The sequence below is a fragment of the Streptomyces sp. NPDC107471 genome (assembly GCF_055582845.1).
Genome location: NZ_JBVJPC010000004.1, coordinates 475,484 through 495,258, shown reverse-complemented (window position 1 = coordinate 495,258; position 19,775 = coordinate 475,484). Strand labels below are relative to the sequence as shown.

Below are 19,775 nucleotides of genomic sequence, written 5' to 3'. Positions count from 1 at the left end.
CCCACTGAGAGGGAAACGCCATGACCACCACCGAGCTCCGCCCCTGGCGCGGTGTCCTCGTCGCCACCGCCCTCCCCCTGAACGACGACCTGTCGGTGAACTACGGCAAGTACGCCGAGCACTGCGCCTGGCTGGTCGAGAACGGCTGCGACGGCGTCGTACCGAACGGCTCACTGGGCGAGTACCAGGTGCTCACGCCCGAGGAGCGGGCCAGGGTCGTGGAGACGGCCGTGGCGGCGATCGGCGGGGAGCGGGTGATGCCGGGCGTCGCCGCGTACGGCTCGGCGGAGTCCCGGCGCTGGGCCGAGCAGGCGCGCGACGCGGGCTGCGCGTCCGTGATGCTGCTGCCGCCCAACGCCTACCGGGCCGACGAGCGGTCGGTGCTCGCGCACTACGCCGAGGTCGCGAAGGCGGGCGTGCCGGTCGTGGCGTACAACAACCCCATCGACACCAAGGTCGACCTGGTACCCGAGCTGTTGGCCAAGCTGTACGCCGAGGGGAGCATCCGTGCGGTCAAGGAGTTCTCCGGTGATGTCCGGCGCGCCTACCAGCTCGCCGAACTCGCCCCGGAACTGGACCTGTTGATCGGCGCCGACGACGTCCTGCTGGAGCTGGCGCTGGCCGGGGCCAAGGGCTGGGTGGCCGGCTACCCGAACGCGCTGCCCCGGTCCTCGGTCGAGCTGTACCGGGCCGCGGTCGGCGGTGACCTCGCCACCGCGAAGCGGCTGTACGAGCAGTTGCACCCGTTGCTGCGCTGGGACTCCAAGGTCGAGTTCGTGCAGGCCATCAAGGTGTCGATGGACATCGTGGGCCGCCACGGCGGCGGGTGCCGCCCGCCGCGGGTCCCGCTGCTGCCCGAGCAGGAGGCCGTCGTGCGGGCCGCTACCGAGAAGGCGGTCGCGGCCGGGCTGGCGTAGGTCCCGAATCGTCCCTCCGACCACCAGGAGCGTCATGCGCAGCAAACTCGTCCTGCACGCCGTCGACTCGCACACCGAGGGCATGCCCACCCGCGTGATCACCGGCGGGATCGGCACGATCCCCGGCGCGACCATGAACGAGCGGCGGCTGTGGTTCCGTGAGCACCGCGACGACGTCAAGCAGCTCCTGATGAACGAGCCGCGCGGGCACTCGGCGATGAGCGGGGCGATCCTCCAGCCGCCGACCCGTCCGGACTGCGACTGGGGTGTCGTCTACATCGAGGTCTCGGGCTACCTGCCGATGTGCGGACACGGCACGATCGGGGTGGCGACCGTGCTGGTGGAGACCGGGATGGTCGAGGTCGTCGAGCCGGTCACCACGATCCGGCTGGACACCCCGGCGGGTCTTGTCGTCGCCGAGGTCGCGGTGGAGGACGGCCGGGCGAAGAACGTCACGCTGCGGAACGTGCCGTCCTTCTCCGTCGCCCTCGACCGCAAGATCGCACTGGCCGACGGGCGGACGGTGACGTACGACCTGGCGTACGGCGGCAACTTCTACGCCATTCTGCCGCTGGAGGAGTTCGGGCTGCCCTTTGACCGGGACCGCAAGGACGACATCCTCAGGGCGGGGCTGTCCCTCATGGCCGCGATCAACGCCGAGGAGGAGCCCGTCCATCCGCAGGACCCGTCCATCCGCGGCTGTCACCACGTCCATCTGCTCGCGCCCGGCGCCACCGCCCGCCGCTCCCGGCACGCGATGGCCATCCACCCCGGCTGGTTCGACCGCTCCCCGTGCGGCACCGGCACCAGTGCGCGCATGGCCCAGTTGCACGCGCGCGGTGAACTCCCGCTGCACACCGAGTTCGAGAACGAGTCCTTCATCGGGACGCGGTTCACGGGCCGGCTCCTCGGCACCACCGAGGTGGCGGGCCGCCCCGCCGTGCTGCCCAGCTTCACCGGGCGGGCGTGGATCACCGGCACGGCCCAGTACCTGCTCGACCCGACCGATCCGTTCCCGGCGGGATTCGTCCTCTGAGCGCGGCGCGCGTCGAGGATAATGCCGGGTGCCGCGTGACATTGCACCACTAGGAGATGCCCCTCATGGCCGCCCAGCCCTCCAGCACCCCCGCTCTTCCCGTTCTCGGCGGCAAGAAGAGCAGCTACCGGGAGCGGGTCGCCGACGCCCTGCGGGCCGCGCTGATCGCGGGCGAACTGCTGCCGGGGCAGGTGTACTCGGCGCCCGCGCTCGCGGCCCGCTTCGGGGTGTCGGCCACGCCGGTGCGCGAGGCCATGCTCGACCTCGCCAAGGAAGGTCTGGTCGACACCGTCCCCAACAAGGGGTTCCGGGTCACCGCGGTCTCCGAGAAGCAGCTCGACGAGTACACCCACATCCGCGCGCTCGTCGAGATCCCCACCGTCGTGGAGCTGGCCTCGACCGCCGACCCCGTCTGTCTGGAGGCGCTGCGTCCGGCGGCCCGGGAGATCGTCCAGGCGGCGGTGTCCGGTGACCTCATCGCGTACGTCGAGGCCGACATGCGCTTCCACCTCGGACTGCTCGCCCTCGCGGGCAACGCCCACCTGGTCGAGGTGGTCGGCGACCTGCGCAAGCGGTCGCGGCTGTACGGCCTCACCCCGCTGGTGAAGTCCGGCCGCCTGCTGGCCTCCGCGGAGGAGCACCTCGAACTCCTCGACGCGCTGGTCGCCCGCGACCGGGCGGCGGTACGGGAGGTGATGACCCGGCACATCGGCCATGTGCGGGGGCTGTGGGCGGCGCCGTAGGGGCGGGTCGGTTTGACGGGTGCGGGCCGGCGGGGGCTGGTCGCGCAGTTCCCCGCGCCCCTGGGTGGGTGCAGCCGGGCGCGCTCCGACTGCACCCCCGCACGGGAGACGTGCATGAGCGACCCCGCGGCCGCTGTCAGGACTTCACGCACTCCCGGCCGTTGAGGGCGAAGTCGTACGCCGGGGCGTTCCTGCTCTGCCAGGAGGCGAGGAAGCCGAGGGAGAGCGAACCGTCCGCGGGGACCGACTTGTTGTAGTCGGCGGCGGTCGCGGTGACCTTCGCGCCGCTCTGGGTGAAGTCCGCGTCCCACATCTGCGTCACCTGCTGGCCGTCCTTGAAGGACCAGGTGACCCGCCAGTCGTCGAGGGCCTCCGGGGTGGTGACGGTGACCTCGGCCTGGAAGCCGTCCGGCCACTGGTTGACGAGGGAGTACTCGACCCGGCAGGCCGGGGTGGCGCTCTCGCTGGGCTCCGGCTCCTCGGCGCTCGCGGAGGAGGTGCCCTGTGGCTCCGGGTCGGAGTTCCTCACCCCCGCGGACTCCGAGGGGTTCGCGGTGGGAGTGCCGGAGGCCGCGGCCGAGCCCGGCGCCCGGGAGCCGGCGGTGGGCAGGGACGAGGTGGGGTTGGCCACCGGCTGGCCCTCGGCGGAGGCGCCGGGCCCGGCTGCTCCGCTCTCCATGTCGTCGCCCGGCATCATCGAGACCGCGAGGGCGAGCAGGGAGACGAGGACGGCGGCGACGAGCAGTCCGTTGCGCACGACCTTCGCCTTGTGGGCGCCGGGGTTGGGGGGTCCGCTCTCCAGCGCCGGCGGTCGTCCCGCGCCGAGGCGTACCTCGGCGGCCCGGCGGCGGCGCTCCAGATAGGCGAGTCCGCCCCAGCCGATCACGCCGCCCGCGAGGGCCGCGGGCAGCCCGCCGCCGTGCAGGCGCAGACAGGCGGCGGCCTCCGCGCACTGCCGGCACCGCGCGAGATGGTGGGACAGGTCCTCCGGGGTCTCACCGGAGGTGGAGCGGGTGACGGCGTCCAGCAGCCGGGCGTAGCTGCGGCACTGCGCGTCCATCGGCATGTCGAGGTGGTTGCGGTGGCTGCGGTCCCGGAACAGGCCGCGCACCTGGGCGAGTTCGTCACCCACGGTGGCCGGGTCGAGGCCGAGCCTGCGGGCCACCACGGGCAGCGGCAGCGCCTCCACCTCGGCCAGCCACAGCAGTTCGGCGTCCGCCGCCTGGAGGTCGCGCAGTCCGCGCAGGGCGATGGGGCGCAGAAGGGGCGGGCCGGTGTAGCGGGCGGCCTTGTCGGAGTTGAGCCACAGCCGCAGGTCGGGGTCGAGGCGGTGGCCGAGGCCCTGGGTCTCCCAGTCAGCGGCGGTGGTGCGAACGGCGGTGAGCAGCAGGGGTATTCGGGGCAGCCGGGCCGTACGGCGGCCGGCACCGCGGACGGCGGCCTCCGCCTCCCGTGCCTCGCGCATGCCCAGGGAGAACGCCTCCCTGGCCAGGTCCGTGGCGGCGGCGGAGCCGGCCGTGCACAGATCGGCGTACGACAGCACGGCATCCCAGCACTCGGAGAACAGCGCGGCCTCGGCGGCGTCCTGGGGGGTCGGCAGGTCGGGCATGGGACTCCTGCATCCAAAGCGAGGTCAACTCGCCATACTGGCAAAGGAGTTAGGGGGAACCTCGCGGCAGGACAGGAGCCTTTCACGTCTCCCACACAACTGACAAGCAGGCCATTCAAAACGGTTACCGAGGGTTCGGTCCACTCCCCCACGGCAGGGTGTCGCACGAACGCCCATGTGTACGGACCGGAAGCGGGAACGTATCAACCCCGCCACACGGGAACCAGACGTGCCGGAAGATCCGCCGTGCCGGGGCGGCCGTCGGGACCGCCCGGAGCCGGGCGGGACGTCAACGCGGTTCCGGGCGGCCGCGACGGCCGCCCGGAACCGCTCGTCGTGCGGTCAGACCTCGGCGGGCTCCGGCGCCGCCGGGAGGCTGTCCATGAAGGAGCTCACCGAGAAGACGGCACGGCCGGGTCCGGGCGGGCCGTACCCGGGGGGCGAGGAGAGACCGAAGTCCTCCATGGTCTGGCGGTACGCCTGGAGCAGCCGGATGTGGTACTCCAGCGGGGCGCCCTGCGGGTTGGCCTTGCCGAGCGGGGTCGTGGGCTCGGGGCACCAGGTGGTGAAGCGGGGCGTGATGCCGTGCGACATGAAGAAGCGCAGGCCCTCAGTGGTGGACGCGATGGCCTCGTCGACCGTCTTGAACCCGAAGGGTTCGGCCATCTCCACGCCGGCCACGAAGTTGGGGATGACATTGCGCGCGCCGAACACCTCGGCCGAGTCCAGGATGCGCTTGTGCCACACGTCCCGGCCGACGTACCGCTCCTTGCCCGGGCAGTACATCTTGAAGAGGTACTCGTCCCACACCTCGTAGTTGGGGTGGTAGATCTGCACGCCGTAGTCCTTGAACCGCTGCACGTCGTCCTTCGGCAGCGCCTGGGCCACGACCTTGCCGATCCAGCGGCCCGGGAAGCGCTCCTCGATGGCCTTGGCGTAGTGGCCGTAGAAGTCGGCCTCGTCGCGCCCGGAGACGGTCTTGGTAATCGCGCCGCCGGTGAGCGTGTAGGCGGTGGACACCTTCGCGGTGTCGTACCGGTCGATGATCTCCAGGGCCTCCAGGACCTCCTCGACGTCCTTGACCCCGGTGTACGGCCGGCCGGCCGCCTTGTGCTGGCGCCAGTTGTGGTTGATGTCGCAGTACTGGCACTCCTCCTTGGCGCCGAAGTACTGGCAGACCCGGAAGACGGTCAGGTAGATCAGGTAGCCCCACTGGATGGTCGGGGCGACCTCCATGACGGACTTGCCGCTCGCGAGCTTGTGCCGGTAGTACTCCGGCATCGGCGGCACGCCCACGTCGGCGATGCGCTTGCCGTCGAGGTAGAGCCCGAGCATCCCGCTGTCGTCGGCGGCGACGCGATAGGGCGAGGTCGGGTTGACCCGCACCGAGACCACGGTCCTGCGCAGGTCGTACGGACCGCCGGTGAGGATGATCTCCTCCGGCGGGCGGCGCAGCGCGGCCTCGCCCAGCTCCGGCAGGGTGCCGTGGTCGAAGGAGAAGATGAAGTACGACTTCGGCTTCACCTCACCGGACTCGTTGTCGCTGAGGGCGGACGGGTCGAAGGCCACGCCACCCCGCAACAGGTCCTCCTTGAAGACGGCTTCCCGCGGAACCTGCGGGAACCGCTCCATCAGATCCTCGACCAGCGCGGTACGGCTGCCCATCCCGTATCTCCTCCCGGATCGGACGTACGACTCCTCACGGTATGCCCTCGCTCGGACATCAGCCGTGCCGGGTCCCCTCACGGCGTGCGATATGAGCCGGTACGGGCGTTTCCGAGGGCAGTACGGGGTCGGGAACGGGCGCGCCCCACACCGACGTGAGCGGAAGCACACCCGCCCAGAGCCCCAGCTCGGCGTCGGGTCCGTCCCCGTCCTCGGGCGCGCCGGTGCGGATCTTGACGGAGGCCTCGTCGAGGCGGAGGGCGAGCAGGGTGGTGGCCGCGAGTTCCTTCCGGCTCGGCTGCCGGGCGTACGACCACTGCCCGGGCGTCGCATGCTCGGTGAGCCGGCGCAGTCCCTCCAGCTTCTCCTGCGGGTCGGTCACCTTGCGCGCCTCGCCGTGGATCATGGCGCTGCGGTAGTTGACGCCGTGCTCGAAGACGGACCGCGCGAGGACCAGGCCGTCGACGTGGGTGACCGTGACGCAGACCGGCGCACCGCCGGCGAGGCTCCGGCTGGCCACCGAGCCGTGCAGGAAGAGCTGCCGCCCGTCCCGTCCGTACACCGTGGGCACGACCATCGGCCGCCCTTCGACCAGGACCCCGAGATGACACACGAACCCGGCGTCGAGAATCGCCTCCAGATCGGCCCGGTCCCGACTGCCCTGCTCGCGCAGACGCCGGTGGCGGGTGAGGTCGGTCTCGGGAAGCTGATCAGGAGCCATGGACCAGGACGCTACTGATTCAGCGATTCCAAGACCAGCCCCTTGCCTTCCTGGACCGTGGATCAGCCCAGGAACGACGAAATCCGTGGCTCACGCCGTTCGCGCCAACCCCTCGTAGTCCACCGGACCGGCGAGCCCGGCCCCGGACACCAGCCGCTTCGCCTCCTCGGCGACCGCCAGCCCCAGCCGTGCCAGCTCGTTGCCCTGCGACCCGGCGAGGTGCGGGGTGACGAAGGCGCCCGGGAGGTCGTGGAGCGGGGAGTCGGCGGGGAGCGGTTCCGGGTCGGTGACGTCGAGGATCGCGGAGAGGCGGCCGGTGCGGAGCTCGTCGACGAGGGCGCCGGTGTCGACCAGGCTGCCCCGCGCGGTGTTGACCAGCACCGCCCCGTCCGGCATGAGGGCCAGCTCGCGGCGGCCGACGAGGTGCCGGGTCTCGGGGGTCTCGGGGGCGTGCACGGTCACGATCTCGCAGGTGCGCAGGAGTTCGTCCAGGCCCACCAGCGGGACGCCCAGCTCCGCGGCCCCCGCCTCGTCGACGTACGGGTCGGTCAGGGTCACCGCGAGGTCGAACGGGCGCAGCAGTTCGATCACCTTGCGCCCGGTCCGGGACGCCCCGATCACCCCGACCCGCCGCCCGTGGTTGCCGATGTCCGGCACGACCCCCCAGCCGGGGGAGGCCCGCTCGGTCCGCATCCGTTCGCGGCGCACGAAGACGTCCTTGCCGGCGAGCAGGATCACGGCGAGCGTGTACTCGGCGACGGGCACGGCGTTGGCCTCGGCCGCCGAGGAGACGGCGATCCCGCGCCGCCAGACCTCCGGGGTGGCGAAGCCCTTGACCGAGCCCGCGGAGTGCAGGACGGCCCGGAGCTTCGGGGCCGCGTCGAGGACGGCGGCGTCCAGTCGCGGGCAGCCCCAGCCGGTCACGAGGATCTCGGTGCGGGCCAGGACGTCCGCGAGCGCCGGGTCGGTGAGGTCCTCGGCCACCACCGCGGGATCGACGTCCACCGACTCCCGCAGCCGCGCCAGCACCTCGGGCGGGAAGACGAGCGGCACGTTCTCGGCGGTCATCGCGAACAGCGCCTGAGGTCGCTCGGGCAAGGCGGTGATCCTCCAGACCGACGGAAAGGTGGTAGAAAACGCTCTCTACGGTAGGCCCCGACAAATGAGAGGGTCAACGCATACGCACTCCCGGGAGGAACGACGGACATGTCGGAGACGATCACCAACTGGGCGGGGAACATCACCTACTCCGCCAAGGAACTGCACCGGCCCCACTCGCTCGACGCACTCGCCGCGCTGGTCGCGGACAGTGCGCGGGTGCGGGTGCTGGGCAGCGGGCACTCCTTCAACGAGATCGCCGAGCCGGGCCCGGAGGGCGTCCTGCTGTCCGTCGCGGGCCTGCCGCCGGTGATCGACGTGGACACCGCGGCCCGTACGGTACGGGTCTCGGGCGGCGTCCGGTACGCCGAACTCGCGCGCGTGGTGCACGCGCACAATCTCGCGCTGCCCAACATGGCCTCGCTGCCGCACATCTCGGTGGCCGGTTCGGTGGCGACCGGCACCCACGGCTCGGGCGTCGGCAACGGTCCGCTCTCGTCGGCCGTGCGGGAGGTGGAACTGGTCACGGCGGACGGCTCGCCGCTGACCATCGGCCGGGACGACCCCCGCTTCGGCGGCGCGGTCACCTCGCTGGGCGCCCTCGGTGTCGTCACCGCGCTCACCCTGGACCTCGTGCCCTCCTTCGACGTGGAGCAGTACGTCTACACCGAACTCCCGCTGGCGGGCCTCGACCTGGCGGCCTTCGAGACGGTCATGTCGACGGCGTACAGCGTCAGCCTGTTCACCGACTGGGGCGCGCCGGGCTTCCGGCAGGTCTGGGTCAAGCGGCGGACGGACCAGCCGCTCGCCGACTTCCCGTGGGCCGAGCCCGCCACCGAGAAGATGCACCCGGTGCCGGGGATGCCCGCGGTCAACTGCACCGAGCAGTCCGGGGTGCCGGGGCCCTGGCACGACCGACTGCCGCACTTCCGGGCCGAGTTCACACCGAGCAGCGGGGCGGAGCTCCAGTCGGAGTACCTGCTGCCGCGCGAGTACGCCGTCGAGGCGCTGCACGCGGTGGACGGCATCCGGGAGTCGGTCGCCGGGGTGCTCCAGACCTGCGAGGTGCGGACCGTGGCCGCCGACGGGCAGTGGCTGAGCCCCTCCTACGGCCGGGACACCGTGGCCCTGCACTTCACCTGGATCGAGAACACCGCGGCCGTCCTTCCGGTGGTGCGCCGGCTGGAGGCGGCACTGGACGCCTTCGACGCGCGGCCGCACTGGGGGAAGGTGTTCACCACACCCGCCGGGATCCTGCGCGAGCGCCACCCGAGGCTCGGCGACTTCCGGCAACTGGCGCGCGAGCTGGACCCCGAGGCGAAATTCATCAACGCCTACGTCCGTACCGTTCTCGCCGAGTGACTTTATAAAGCCCCTTTCCTAAGCCCTTGTACAAAGTCGCCCGCACCCCATAGCCTTGCGCCGCGCCGGTGCCACTGTCGTCCCGGCCTGAGCGAAAGGACGGGGGCAGGCCCGGTGAAGCGCACATCCCGCGACATCCGCACCGCGAACCGCTACGAGGTGTTGCGGCAGATCATCGCCGAGTCGCCCACGTCCCGGCAGGAGCTGGCGGCGGCCACCGGGCTGAGCCTGGCGACCGTCGCCACGCTCGTGGGCGAGCTGCTCGACCTGCGGATGATCACGGAGGTCGGGTTCGAGGAGTCGGCCGGCGGGCGTCCGCGGGGGCTCGTGGCCGTCAACGCGTCGGGGGGCGCGTTGATCGGCGTGGACATCGCCGAGACCTACGTCCACGTCGAGCTGTTCGACCTCGCGCTGAACGTCCTGGCCCGTGCCGAGGAGGACGTCCGCCCCGGCGAGAGCCTCCCCGAGCAGGTGGTCGGCCATGTCGCCGCCGCCGTCGGCTCGGTGGTCGCACAGGCCGGGATCGAGGGCGCCCGGGTGCTCGGCGTCGGCGTGAGCGTGCCGGGCCAGGTGGACCGCGCGACCGGCATCTCGGAGTACGCGCCCAACTGGGACTGGCACGACGTGCCGTTGCTCGACCTGCTCTCCGAGCACATCGCCTACCCGCTCTACCTGGACAACCCGCTGCGTGCCGTCGCCGTGGCCGAACAGTGGTTCGGGGCCGCGCGCGGACGCGCGAACGCCGTGGTGGTCACCCTCGGCACCGGCGTGGGCGCCGGTCTCGTCCTGGGCGGAGCCCTGCACCGCGGGGTGTCCAACAGCGCGGGCGAGTGGGGCCACAACACGATCGTCCTGGACGGACGCCTGTGCCGCTGCGGCAACCACGGCTGTGTGGAGACGTACGTCGGCGCCCCCGGGATCATGCTGAACCTGCGCGAGCTGAGCCCCGACAGCGAGCTGCTGCACCCGGGCGACCAGACGGCGACGATCGCCGCGCTGGCCCGGGGGATGCGCACCGGGGACCCGGTGGCGCTCAAGGTCGTGCGGCACACCGCCCGCTATCTGGGCGCCTCCGTCGCGCACCTGGTCAACCTGGTCAACCCCGAGGTGGTCGTGCTCAGTAGCTGGGTCGCGGCCGCCCTCGGCGAGCCCCTGGTCGCGGAGGTGCGCGAGGCCGTCGCCCGGCACGCGCTGCCCCGGCCGACGGCCGCCACCGAGATCGTCCTCTCTCCGATCCCGACGGACCCCGCGTGTCTGGGCGCGGCGACGTTCGCGCTCGAAGGCGCTCTCCAGTCGGTCGGGCAGAGGTCCGCGAAACGCACCACCCCGGCACGGACGAAGACGCACGACCTCCGCTAGGAGCCTCACCGCACCACCTTCACGACGACGGAAGGGATGCACGTGTCTCACCCCCACCGCAGGAGATCGGCCCTGCTGACAGCCGCAGCCGCGTTCGCTGTCGCGGGACCGCTGATATCCGCTCCGCCCGCGTCGGCCGCCACCCCCACGGTGGCCGAAGTCTCCCCGCACGCCGCCCAGACCATCGACAACATCGGCGCCTCGGGCGCCTGGTGGGTCAACGACCTGAAGAACTTCGCCCCCGAGGTCCAAGCCCGGGTGGCCAGGCTGCTGTTCTCCAAGGAGGGCCTGGCGCTCAGCAGTTACCGCTACAACATCGGCGGGGGCGGCACCGGTGTGACCTACGCGCCGCGCGCCCCCGAGACCTTCGTGAACGACGACGGGTCCTACGACTGGAGCAAGGACAAGGCGGGCCGTACCTTCCTGTACGCGGCCGCCAGGTACGGCGTGAAGGACCTGATCGCCTTCGTCAACAGCGCGCCGGCGCAGTGGAAGACCAACGCCAAGAGCTGCGGCGGCTATCTGAAGGCGGAGAACACCCAGGACTACGCGAAGTACGTCGCCGACGTCACGGCCCACTTCGCCGAGCAGGGCGTGACGTTCGACTACATCAGCCCGTTCAACGAGCCGACCAACAGCTTCGACGACTGCGGCCAGGAGGGCATGCTGGTCCCGGTCGACCAACGTGACGACATCGTGCGGGCGTTGGGCGCCGAGCAGCGGGCCAGGCACCAGAGGACCGGCATCATCGCGGACGAGTCCAGCAGCACGGTGACCTTCAACACCGAGGTCCCGCAGTGGATCTCGCAGCCGGACACCGCCCAGTACGTCGACAGGCTCGCCCACCACACGTACAACAACCCGGGCGACGACCAGCGGGCGAAGATCTACGAGACGTCCAGGTCGGTCGGCAAACAGTCCTGGTCCACGGAGATCTGCTGCTTCGGCAAGGGCGGCACGGGCTGGGCGCAGGAGTACGACCCCACGATCGACGGCGGTCTGAACCTCTCCCGGATCATCTACAAGGACTTCGCGACCGCGCACGACTCGGCGTTCCAGTGGTGGGTCGCCCTGTCGGAGATGATCGGCAGCGACCCCCTCGCGAGGAACGACGAGGGCTGGAACGACGGCCTGATCTACTACGACCCGGACTACGCCGGCAACGGCAACCAGACCCTGTACTTCACCAAGCGCTTCTACGCGCTCGGCCAGTACAGCAAGTTCGTCCGGCCGGGCTCGGTCGCGCACAACGTGACCGGAGCACCGGACGGCGTCGAGGTGTCGACGTACGACGACCACGGCAGGTGGGTCGTCGTGGCCAACAACCACAACACCACCGACACGGCGGTGAAGCTGCACTTCAACAGCAGGGCACCGGTCCGGGCGAGCAAGGCCGTGCGGACCTCGGCGACCGAGAGCTGGGCGAACGTCACGAAGCCCTCGGTCAGGGGCGGCACCGCCTCCGCGACCCTGCCGGCCCGGTCCGTCACGACGTACGTCCTCGACCAGAAGGGCCACGGCACCTCTGCGGTCACGGGCGCGCTCCGGGGCAGGCAGTCCGGCAAGTGCCTGACCGCCGACGCCACGGGCGCGTCGATCACGAGCTGCACGGGCGGACCCGAGCAGGTGTGGTCGTACGACGCCAAGGGCCGCCTGAAGGGCGTGAACGGCTATCTGACCGCGGGGAGTTCGGGGCTCGTCGCGAGCTTCGAGCCGGCCCCTGACGGCAGCCGGCAGTGGCTGCTGAACTCCAACGGCCAGGTCGTCGACAAGGCGTCCGGCACCTGCCTGGACGTCGGCGGACAGGCGACGGCCGACGGCAGCAGGGTCGGTTTGTGGACCTGCAACGGCGGGACCAACCAGGCCTGGTCCAGACAGTAACGCGGTACCCCTGCACGGGGGTTGCGGGCCGCTGGGACGGCGGCCCGCAACCCTGAGGCGTCCGGTATCCCGAACGCTGCGCAACGCTTCGAGCAGACTTCGTCCAACCCCTTGCCGAAGGCTTAGCCGAAGGTTAACGTCCCGCACCGCAGGCCCAATCGAGCCAACTGGCCTGAGCCGCAGAGCCAGGCGCAGAGCCGTAGCCGTATTCGAGACAAGGACGTCAGCATGTCGGCATTGAGCAACAGCAACTGGGACCGTCGAAACGTTCTGCGAGCCGCGATGGGCCTGGCCGCCGCCGGCGGGCTGGCCGCGTGCGGCAGCAACACGGGCCGCAGCGGCGGGTCGGGCGACGGACTCGTCCAGTACTTCCACGCCTACGGCGAGGCGGGCACGGAGCAGGCCATCAAGCGGTACGCGGCCGCGTACAAGAAGGCCGACGTGAGCACCAACTGGATCACCGGCAGCAACTTCGAGTCGAAGCTGTTCGCGTCGCTGCTCACCAAGCAGGCGCCCGACGTCTTCGAGTTCCACCCGCAGATCCAGATGGTCAAGAGCGGGCAGGTCGCCGACCTGACCGACATCATCGACCCGGTCAAGGACGACTTCAACCCGGCCGACATCACCTCGCACACGGTGGACGGGAAGATATACGGCGTCCGCATGATCGACGACCCGCAGTTCTTCTTCTACCGGAAGTCGATGCTGGAGGCGGCCAAGGTCGACGTGCCGACCACTCTCGACGAACTGCTCGAGGCGGCGGAGAAGCTCACCACCAACAAGGTCAAGGGCGTCTTCCTCGGCAACGACCTCGTCCCGGCGATCAACCCGCTCATCTGGTCGGCCGGCGCCGACACCCTCACCGCCGACAACAAGCCCGCCTTCCACACGGACGCGGTCGTCGCCGGCATGAAGCAGCTCCGCCAACTCTTCACCAGCGGCAACCTGCTGCTCGACGCCCCGGCCGACTACTGGGACCCGTCCGCGATCAACCAGGGCCTGTGCGCCATCCAGTTCTGCGGCATGTGGGCGATGCCCGCGATGCAGAAGGCCCTCGGCGACGACCTCGGCGTCTTCCCCTTCCCGAAGGTCGGCGACAACGGCAAGCAGTCGGTCTACAACGGCGGCTGGTCGATGTTCGTCAACGCCAAGGGCAAGAACGTCGACGCGGCCAAGGAGTACGTGAAGTGGCTGTGGATCGACCAGAAGCAGTACCAGGAGGACTGGGCCACCTCGTACGGCTTCCACATCCCGCCGCGCACCTCCATCGCCCAGTCGGCCACCAAGCTCCAGTCGGGTCTGCCGGCCGAGGGCGTCAAGCTCTTCAACGAGTTCGGGCACTTCGACAACATCGGCTGGACCCAGGCAATGATCACCGCCCTGACCGACGCGTTCGCCAACAGCGTCCGCAAGAACGGCGACCCGAACGCCGCGCTCGCCACCGCGGAGAAGAAGGTCGACGCCGAACTCAAGAAGCTGTTCGGATAGGCCCGCGGGGACACCACGACATGTCGACCACCACCACGCGCGGGGTCGCCCAGCCCGCCCCGGCCAAGGCCGCACCGGCCCGGCCGCGGCGGGGCCTCAGCGGCAACCCGACCCTCAACTTCTGGCTCTTCACCGGGCCCTTCCTCATCGGCCTGGCGATCTTCGTCTTCGTGCCGATCGTCTGGAGCGTCTGGCTCAGCTTCTTCGACGCGCGCTTCACCGTCACACCGAGCAAGTTTGTCGGCCTCGACAACTACGAGAGCATGCTGACGAACTCCAACTTCACCGGTTCCCTGGTGACGTTCACGGTGTTCGCCGCGCTCATCGTGCCGCTCACCTGGGCGCTGTCCCTGGGCCTGGCCCTGCTGGTGCACCGGCTGCGGTTCATGCGGGCCTTCTTCCGGTCGGTGTTCTTCCTGCCGACCGCCGTGTCGTACGTCGCCGCCGCGCTGATCTGGAAGATGTCCATCTTCACCGGTGTCCGCTTCGGTCTGATGAACACGGTGCTCGGCTGGTTCGGCGTCGACAACATCGCCTACCTGTCCGACCCGAACCCGCCCTGGTACTGGTTGGTCATCGTGACCGTACGCCTGTGGCTGCAGGCCGGCTTCTACATGATCCTGTTCCTGGCCGCGCTGCAGAACATCCCGGGGGAGCTGTACGAGGCGGCCGCGATCGACGGCGCCAAGTCCGGCTGGCAGACCTTCCGGTACATCACGCTGCCCCAGCTCCGCGCCACCTCGACCGCGGTCATCCTGCTGCTGCTCGTCGCGGCCTACCAGGCGTTCGACGAGTTCTTCAACATCATCACGACCAAGGCGACCTGGGGCCAGACCCCGCTCATGGTCCTGTACAAGACCGCCCTCGGCGAGAACCAGGACTACGGCGCCGGCAGCGCGGGCGCCGTCATCCTCACGGTGCTGATCTGCGCCGTCACGCTCCTCCAGGGCAAGTTCATGGGCTTCGGAAGGGGGGAGGACTCCAAGTGACCACCACCGCACCTCAGGTGGGCAAGGAGAGCCGCAGGAAGCGCGGCGGCGTCCTCGGCAACACCGGCCTCTACATCGCCGTCAGCGTGGCCGCCCTGCTCTTCCTGCTCCCCTTCTACCTGATCCTGCGCAACTCCCTGTCCACGGACCCGGAGATCACCGGCGAGAACTGGAAGCTCCTCCCCTCCTTCCAGTGGGGCAACATCGGCGAGCTGTTCGACGACCCGACGGTCGACTTCGCCCGGTCCATGTGGAACTCGACGGTGATCGCCGTCTCCATGACCGTCGGCACCCTGCTGATCTGCTCCCTGGCCGGCTACGGCCTCGCGCGCATCCCCTACCGGCACGCCAACAAGGTCTTCTACGTCGTCCTCGCGACCCTGATGGTGCCGACCGCCGTCACCTTCGTGCCCAGCTTCGTGCTGGTCTCGTCCCTCGGCTGGATCGACACCTACCGCGGGCTGATCATCCCCGGCCTGTTCAGCGGCTTCACCTGCTTCCTGTTCCGGCAGTACTTCCTCGGGTTCCCGAAGGAACTGGAGGAGGCGGCTCGCGTGGACGGCCTCGGATACTGGGGCGCGTACTGGCGGATCGTGGTCCCCAACTCGCTGAACTTCTTCGCGGCGATGGCCACGATCACGTTCATCAGCGGCTGGAACGCCTTCCTGTGGCCGTTGGTCATCGGCCAGGACCCGAGCTCCTGGACCGTCCAGGTCGCACTGTCCTCCTTCATGACCAACCAGACCGTCAACTTCCATCTGATCTTCATGGCCACAGCCATTTCCATCCTGCCCCTGGTGTTCGTGTTCCTCTTCCTCCAGCGCTGGCTGGTCCAGGGAATCGCACAGACCGGCATCAAGGGCTGACACCCCCTCTCTCTCAGGACCTGGAGACCGATGTCCTTCCGCACGACCTCCCCGGCCTTCGACTACGTCGAGGACGTCTCGCCCGGCAGCGGGGCCCTCCCGCCCCGCGCCTGGTACGCGTCCTCCGACGCGAGGTCCCTGCCCCTCGACGGCACCTGGCGCTTCCGGCTGTCGGCGACCGCCGACGCCGAGGACGACTCCTTCGCCGAGGAGGGATTCGACGCCGCCGGCTGGGCCGAGGTCACGGTCCCCGGGCACTGGGTCCTCCAGGGCGAGGGCGCCTTCGGGCTGCCGATCTACACCAACCACCTCTACCCCTTCCCGGTGGACCCGCCGCACGTCCCCACCGAGAACCCGACCGGCGACCACCTGCGCGTCTTCGACCTGCCGGCGGACTGGCCGGCGGACGGCGGCGCCGTCATCCGGTTCGACGGCGTCGAGTCCTGCGCCCGGGTCTGGCTCAACGGCACGGACATCGGCGAGTTCAAGGGCTCCCGGCTCGCGCACGAGTTCGCCGTGGGCCATCTGCTGAAGCCCACGGGCAACGTCCTGGCCGTGCGCGTGCACCAGTGGTCGGCCGGCTCCTACCTGGAGGACCAGGACCAGTGGTGGCTGCCGGGCATCTTCCGTGAGGTGACCCTGCTGCACCGCCCGGCGGGCTCCGTCCTCGACTTCTTCGTGCACGCCTCCTACGACCACCTCACCGGCGAGGGCACCCTGCGCGTCGACTCCGACGTCGACGGGCGGGTGCTCGTGCCCGCCCTGGACATCGATGTCGCGACCGGTGAGTCCGTGACCGCCCTGGTGGCCCCCTGGAGCGCCGAGAGCCCCCGCCTCTACGACGGCGAACTGGTCACCGAGGGCGAGCGGGTCCCGCTGCGCATCGGCTTCCGCACGGTCGTCCTGGAGGACGGCCTGATCAAGGTCAACGGCAAGGCGGTCCTGTTCAAGGGCGTCAACCGGCACGAGTGGCACCCGGAGACGGGCCGCACCCTGGACCTGGCGACCATGCGCGAGGACGTGCTGCTGATGAAGCGGCACAACATCAACGCCGTGCGCACCTCGCACTACCCGCCGCACCCGGCCTTCCTGGACCTGTGCGACGAGTACGGCCTGTGGGTCGTCGACGAGTGCGACCTGGAGACCCACGGCTTCACCGAGCAGGACTGGCGGGACAACCCCGTCGACGACGACCGCTGGACCCCGGCCCTCCTGGACCGCGCGGCCCGCATGGTCGAGCGGGACAAGAACCACCCCTCGATCGTCTTCTGGTCGCTGGGCAACGAGGCCGGCACCGGCCGCGGCCTGACCGCGATGGCCGAGTGGATCCACGGCCGGGACTCCTCGCGTCTGGTGCACTACGAGGGCGACTGGAACTGCCGGGACACCGACGTGTACTCGCGCATGTACGCCTTTCACGACGAGGTCGAGAGGATCGGCCAGGAGCTGGACGGCGGCACCCACAAGCGCCGCGCGCTGCCCTTCATCCAGTGCGAGTACGGCCACGCCATGGGCAACGGCCCCGGCGGCCTCGCCGACTACCAGGACCTCTTCGAGAAGTACGACCGCCTCCAGGGCGGCTTCATCTGGGAGTGGATCGACCACGGCGTCCAGCACGCCGAGCTGGGCTACGCCTACGGCGGCGACTTCGGCGAGGAGCTGCACGACGGCAACTTCGTCTGCGACGGCCTGCTCTTCCCGGACCGCACGCCCTCCCCCGGGCTCGTCGAGTACAAGAAGGTCGTCGAGCCGGTCCGCATCGAGGGCGCCGACGGCACCGTGCGCGTCACCAACAAGTACGACTTCGCGGACCTGTCCGCCCTCGGCTTCGAGTGGTCGTACGAGGTGGAGGGCGAGACGGTCGAGGCGGGCACGCTGGCGGTGCCGGCGCTGGCACCCGGCGAGTCGGCCGACCTGAAGCTGCCGGAGCCGCCCGCGCACGAGGGGGCCGAGGCACGGTGGACGGTCCGGGCGCTGCTGGCGTCCGACACGGCCTGGGCGCCGAGGGGCCATGTCGTCGCGTGGGGACAGCTCCCGGCCACCGCCCCGGTACGGCCCTCCGTGGCGCCCACCGAACGGCCGGTGCGCGGCGAGCGGCTGATCAGCCTGGGCCCGGCGTCCTTCGACGCCCGTACCGGGGCCCTCAAGGCGATCGGCGGGATCGCCGTCGAGAGCCCGCGGCTGGACGTGTGGCGGGCGACGACCGACAACGACGAGGGCACGGAGTGGAACTCCGGGATCCAATACAGCGCGCTGTGGCGCACGCTGGGGCTGCACCGCATGCGGCACCGTCTGACCTCGGTGGAGGTCGGTGAGGACGCGCTGACGGTCCGCACCCGGGTGGCGCCCGCCGCCCGTGAGGTGGGCCTGGATGTGATCCACCGCTGGACCTCGGACGGCTCACGCCTGCGCCTGACGGTGTCCGTCGGTCCCGACGGCGAGTGGACGCAGCCGCTGCCACGGCTCGGCGTCCGGCTCGGGCTCCCCGAGGCGGACCAGGTCAGGTGGTTCGGCGGCGGCCCCGGCGAGGCCTACCCGGACACCCGCAAGGCCTCCATGGTCGGGCGCTGGACCGCGACCGTGGACGAGCTCCAGACGCCGTACCTGCGCCCGCAGGAGAACGGCGCCCGCGCCGACGTCCGCTGGGTGGAGCTCGGCGGCCTCAGGATCGAGGGCGACCCGGAGTTCTCCTTCACCGCCCGCCGCTGGACCACCGAGCAGCTCGACGCGGCCACCCACCTCACCGACCTCACCCCGGGCGAGACGGTGTGGGTGAACCTGGACCACGGCCACCACGGGGTCGGCTCGCAGTCCTGCGGCCCTGGCCCGCTGCCGCAGTACCACCTGCGGGCCGAGCCGGCGGAGTTCTCCTTCGTCTTCTCGGTGCTCTCCCGGTGATCGATTAGTCCAATGAACGGGTGGATTAATCCATTGCCAGTGTGATCGGCACTCTGCGACGGTCATGGGGTGCCCGCGGCCGGTCGGCTTCTCAGCCGACCGGCCGCAACTCATGTTCAGCGCAAGGGAGTTCACACCGTGAGGGGAAGCATCGAGGTGCGCGGGCTCTCGCGTACCTTCCACACCACCGTCCGCCGCCCCGGCCTCGCCGGCACCCTGCGCTCCCTGGTCAACCCGGAGCGGGTCGCCAAGCACGCCGTCACGGACATCACCTTCGACGTGGCGCCCGGCGAACTCCTCGCCCTGCTCGGCCCGAACGGCGCCGGCAAGTCCACCACCATCAAGATGCTCACCGGCATCCTCACGCCCACCTCGGGCGAGGCACGGGTGGCGGGCGTGGTGCCGTACGAGGATCGCGAACGCAACGCCCGTAACATCGGCGCGGTCTTCGGGCAGCGCACCCAGCTCTGGTGGGACCTGCCGGTGCGCGAGTCCTTCTCGATCCTCCGGGACATCTACGAGGTGCCGAGGGCCGAACACGCTTCCCGGCTGGCGGAGTTCGACGCCATCCTGGAGCTGTCCGCGTTCTGGGACACCCGGGTCCGCCATCTCTCCCTCGGGCAGCGGGTGCGCTGCGACCTGGCCGCCGCACTGCTGCACGACCCGCCGGTCGTCTTCCTCGACGAGCCGACCATCGGCATGGACGTGGTCGTCAAGGAGCAGGTCCGGGAGTTCCTGCGCCACCAGGTCGAGGAGCGCGGCCGTACGGTCCTGCTGACCACCCACGACATGACCGAGGTGGAGCGGCTCGCCGAGCGGGTCGTCCTGATCAACCACGGCCGGCTCGTCCTCGACGGCAGCCTCGACGAGATCCGCCGCAGGTTCGGCTCCACCTGGCAGGTCCGCGCGACCCTCGCCGACGCGCACACGGACGTCGTCCCGCTGCCGGGGATCGCGGTGCTGCGCAAGGAGGGCCCGCAGGTCGTGTTCGGCCCCGAGAGCCCCGACGGACCGGACTCCCCCACCGTGCACCAGGCCCTGAAGGCGGTCATCGAGCGGTACGAGGTGACGGGCGTCGCCATCGACGAGGCCGACCTCGAAGACGTCATGCGGGCGGCCTACGTCCACGCCGGGGCGGTCTGA

At 70.5% G+C, this 19,775-nt stretch carries 15 protein-coding genes; 11 read left to right on the top strand and 4 right to left on the bottom strand.

Going from position 1 to position 19,775, the window contains the following annotated elements:
* Positions 1-20: 20 nt before the first annotated feature.
* The 3 genes from ACZ66S_RS16025 to ACZ66S_RS16015 all read left to right on the top strand — a co-directional run bounded on the left by ACZ66S_RS16025 (position 21) and on the right by ACZ66S_RS16015 (position 2,696).
* On the top strand, positions 21-917 hold the full coding sequence (locus ACZ66S_RS16025) for a dihydrodipicolinate synthase family protein (RefSeq protein WP_469902131.1): 897 nt from the start codon (positions 21-23) through the stop codon (positions 915-917).
* Positions 918-951: 34 nt separating this feature from the next.
* A complete protein-coding gene (locus ACZ66S_RS16020) occupies positions 952-1,953 on the top strand; it encodes a proline racemase family protein (protein WP_469902130.1) in 1,002 nt (333 codons plus the stop codon).
* Between the two features lie 65 nt (positions 1,954-2,018).
* Positions 2,019-2,696, top strand: a complete 678-nt coding sequence (locus tag ACZ66S_RS16015) for a GntR family transcriptional regulator (protein WP_469902129.1) — start codon at positions 2,019-2,021, stop codon at positions 2,694-2,696.
* Between the two features lie 136 nt (positions 2,697-2,832).
* Here ACZ66S_RS16015 and ACZ66S_RS16010 read toward each other — a convergent pair whose 3' ends face one another.
* From ACZ66S_RS16010 to ACZ66S_RS15995, 4 genes are all read right to left on the bottom strand, one after another.
* The gene (locus ACZ66S_RS16010; protein WP_469902128.1) at positions 2,833-4,305 is read right to left on the bottom strand and encodes a cellulose binding domain-containing protein; all 1,473 of its coding nucleotides are present in this window, start codon (positions 4,303-4,305) and stop codon (positions 2,833-2,835) included.
* Positions 4,306-4,647: 342 nt separating this feature from the next.
* Entirely contained in the window at positions 4,648-5,970 is a 1,323-nt protein-coding gene (locus ACZ66S_RS16005) for a radical SAM protein (RefSeq protein WP_469902127.1), read from the bottom strand.
* Positions 5,971-6,028: 58 nt separating this feature from the next.
* Positions 6,029-6,691, bottom strand: a complete 663-nt coding sequence (locus ACZ66S_RS16000) for a pyridoxamine 5'-phosphate oxidase family protein (RefSeq protein ID WP_469902126.1) — start codon at positions 6,689-6,691, stop codon at positions 6,029-6,031.
* 90 nt (positions 6,692-6,781) lie between these two features.
* Entirely contained in the window at positions 6,782-7,789 is a 1,008-nt protein-coding gene (locus ACZ66S_RS15995) for a hydroxyacid dehydrogenase (protein ID WP_469902125.1), read from the bottom strand.
* Positions 7,790-7,897: 108 nt separating this feature from the next.
* On the opposite strand from ACZ66S_RS15995, the gene ACZ66S_RS15990 reads away from it, so the two are divergent.
* The 8 genes from ACZ66S_RS15990 (at position 7,898) to ACZ66S_RS15955 (ending at position 19,775) form a co-directional block, all read left to right on the top strand.
* Positions 7,898-9,151, top strand: coding sequence for an FAD-binding protein (locus ACZ66S_RS15990; protein WP_469902124.1), 1,254 nt, complete (start codon positions 7,898-7,900; stop codon positions 9,149-9,151).
* Between the two features lie 114 nt (positions 9,152-9,265).
* Positions 9,266-10,510: an ROK family transcriptional regulator gene (locus tag ACZ66S_RS15985; RefSeq protein WP_469902123.1), complete on the top strand. Its 1,245-nt coding sequence runs from the start codon at positions 9,266-9,268 to the stop codon at positions 10,508-10,510.
* A 36-nt stretch (positions 10,511-10,546) separates the two neighbouring features.
* Positions 10,547-12,391 (top strand): glycoside hydrolase, encoded by a 1,845-nt coding sequence (locus tag ACZ66S_RS15980; protein ID WP_469902122.1) that lies wholly within the window; start codon positions 10,547-10,549, stop codon positions 12,389-12,391.
* A gap of 228 nt (positions 12,392-12,619) precedes the next feature.
* Positions 12,620-13,879, top strand: coding sequence for an ABC transporter substrate-binding protein (locus ACZ66S_RS15975; protein WP_469902121.1), 1,260 nt, complete (start codon positions 12,620-12,622; stop codon positions 13,877-13,879).
* Between the two features lie 20 nt (positions 13,880-13,899).
* Positions 13,900-14,868, top strand: a complete 969-nt coding sequence (locus ACZ66S_RS15970; protein ID WP_469902120.1) for a carbohydrate ABC transporter permease — start codon at positions 13,900-13,902, stop codon at positions 14,866-14,868.
* The gene (locus ACZ66S_RS15965) at positions 14,865-15,734 is read left to right on the top strand and encodes a carbohydrate ABC transporter permease (RefSeq protein WP_469902119.1); all 870 of its coding nucleotides are present in this window, start codon (positions 14,865-14,867) and stop codon (positions 15,732-15,734) included. Before ACZ66S_RS15970 ends, ACZ66S_RS15965 begins: the two co-directional genes overlap by 4 nt.
* 30 nt (positions 15,735-15,764) lie before the next feature.
* Positions 15,765-18,632 carry a glycoside hydrolase family 2 TIM barrel-domain containing protein gene (locus ACZ66S_RS15960; protein WP_469902118.1) on the top strand — a complete coding sequence of 956 codons (2,868 nt, stop codon included), beginning with the start codon at positions 15,765-15,767 and terminating at the stop codon, positions 18,630-18,632.
* A 138-nt stretch (positions 18,633-18,770) separates the two neighbouring features.
* On the top strand, positions 18,771-19,775 hold the full coding sequence (locus tag ACZ66S_RS15955) for an ABC transporter ATP-binding protein (RefSeq protein WP_469902117.1): 1,005 nt from the start codon (positions 18,771-18,773) through the stop codon (positions 19,773-19,775).

Coding starts and splice junctions, on each gene's coding strand:
- ACZ66S_RS16025 (WP_469902131.1), top strand. CDS start 21: ATGACCACCACCGAGCTCCGCCCCTGGCGCGGTGTCCTCGTCGCCACC.
- ACZ66S_RS16020 (WP_469902130.1), top strand. CDS start 952: ATGCGCAGCAAACTCGTCCTGCACGCCGTCGACTCGCACACCGAGGGC.
- ACZ66S_RS16015 (WP_469902129.1), top strand. CDS start 2,019: ATGGCCGCCCAGCCCTCCAGCACCCCCGCTCTTCCCGTTCTCGGCGGC.
- ACZ66S_RS16010 (WP_469902128.1), bottom strand. CDS start 4,305: ATGCCCGACCTGCCGACCCCCCAGGACGCCGCCGAGGCCGCGCTGTTC.
- ACZ66S_RS16005 (WP_469902127.1), bottom strand. CDS start 5,970: ATGGGCAGCCGTACCGCGCTGGTCGAGGATCTGATGGAGCGGTTCCCG.
- ACZ66S_RS16000 (WP_469902126.1), bottom strand. CDS start 6,691: ATGGCTCCTGATCAGCTTCCCGAGACCGACCTCACCCGCCACCGGCGT.
- ACZ66S_RS15990 (WP_469902124.1), top strand. CDS start 7,898: ATGTCGGAGACGATCACCAACTGGGCGGGGAACATCACCTACTCCGCC.
- ACZ66S_RS15980 (WP_469902122.1), top strand. CDS start 10,547: ATGCACGTGTCTCACCCCCACCGCAGGAGATCGGCCCTGCTGACAGCC.
- ACZ66S_RS15975 (WP_469902121.1), top strand. CDS start 12,620: ATGTCGGCATTGAGCAACAGCAACTGGGACCGTCGAAACGTTCTGCGA.
- ACZ66S_RS15970 (WP_469902120.1), top strand. CDS start 13,900: ATGTCGACCACCACCACGCGCGGGGTCGCCCAGCCCGCCCCGGCCAAG.
- ACZ66S_RS15960 (WP_469902118.1), top strand. CDS start 15,765: ATGTCCTTCCGCACGACCTCCCCGGCCTTCGACTACGTCGAGGACGTC.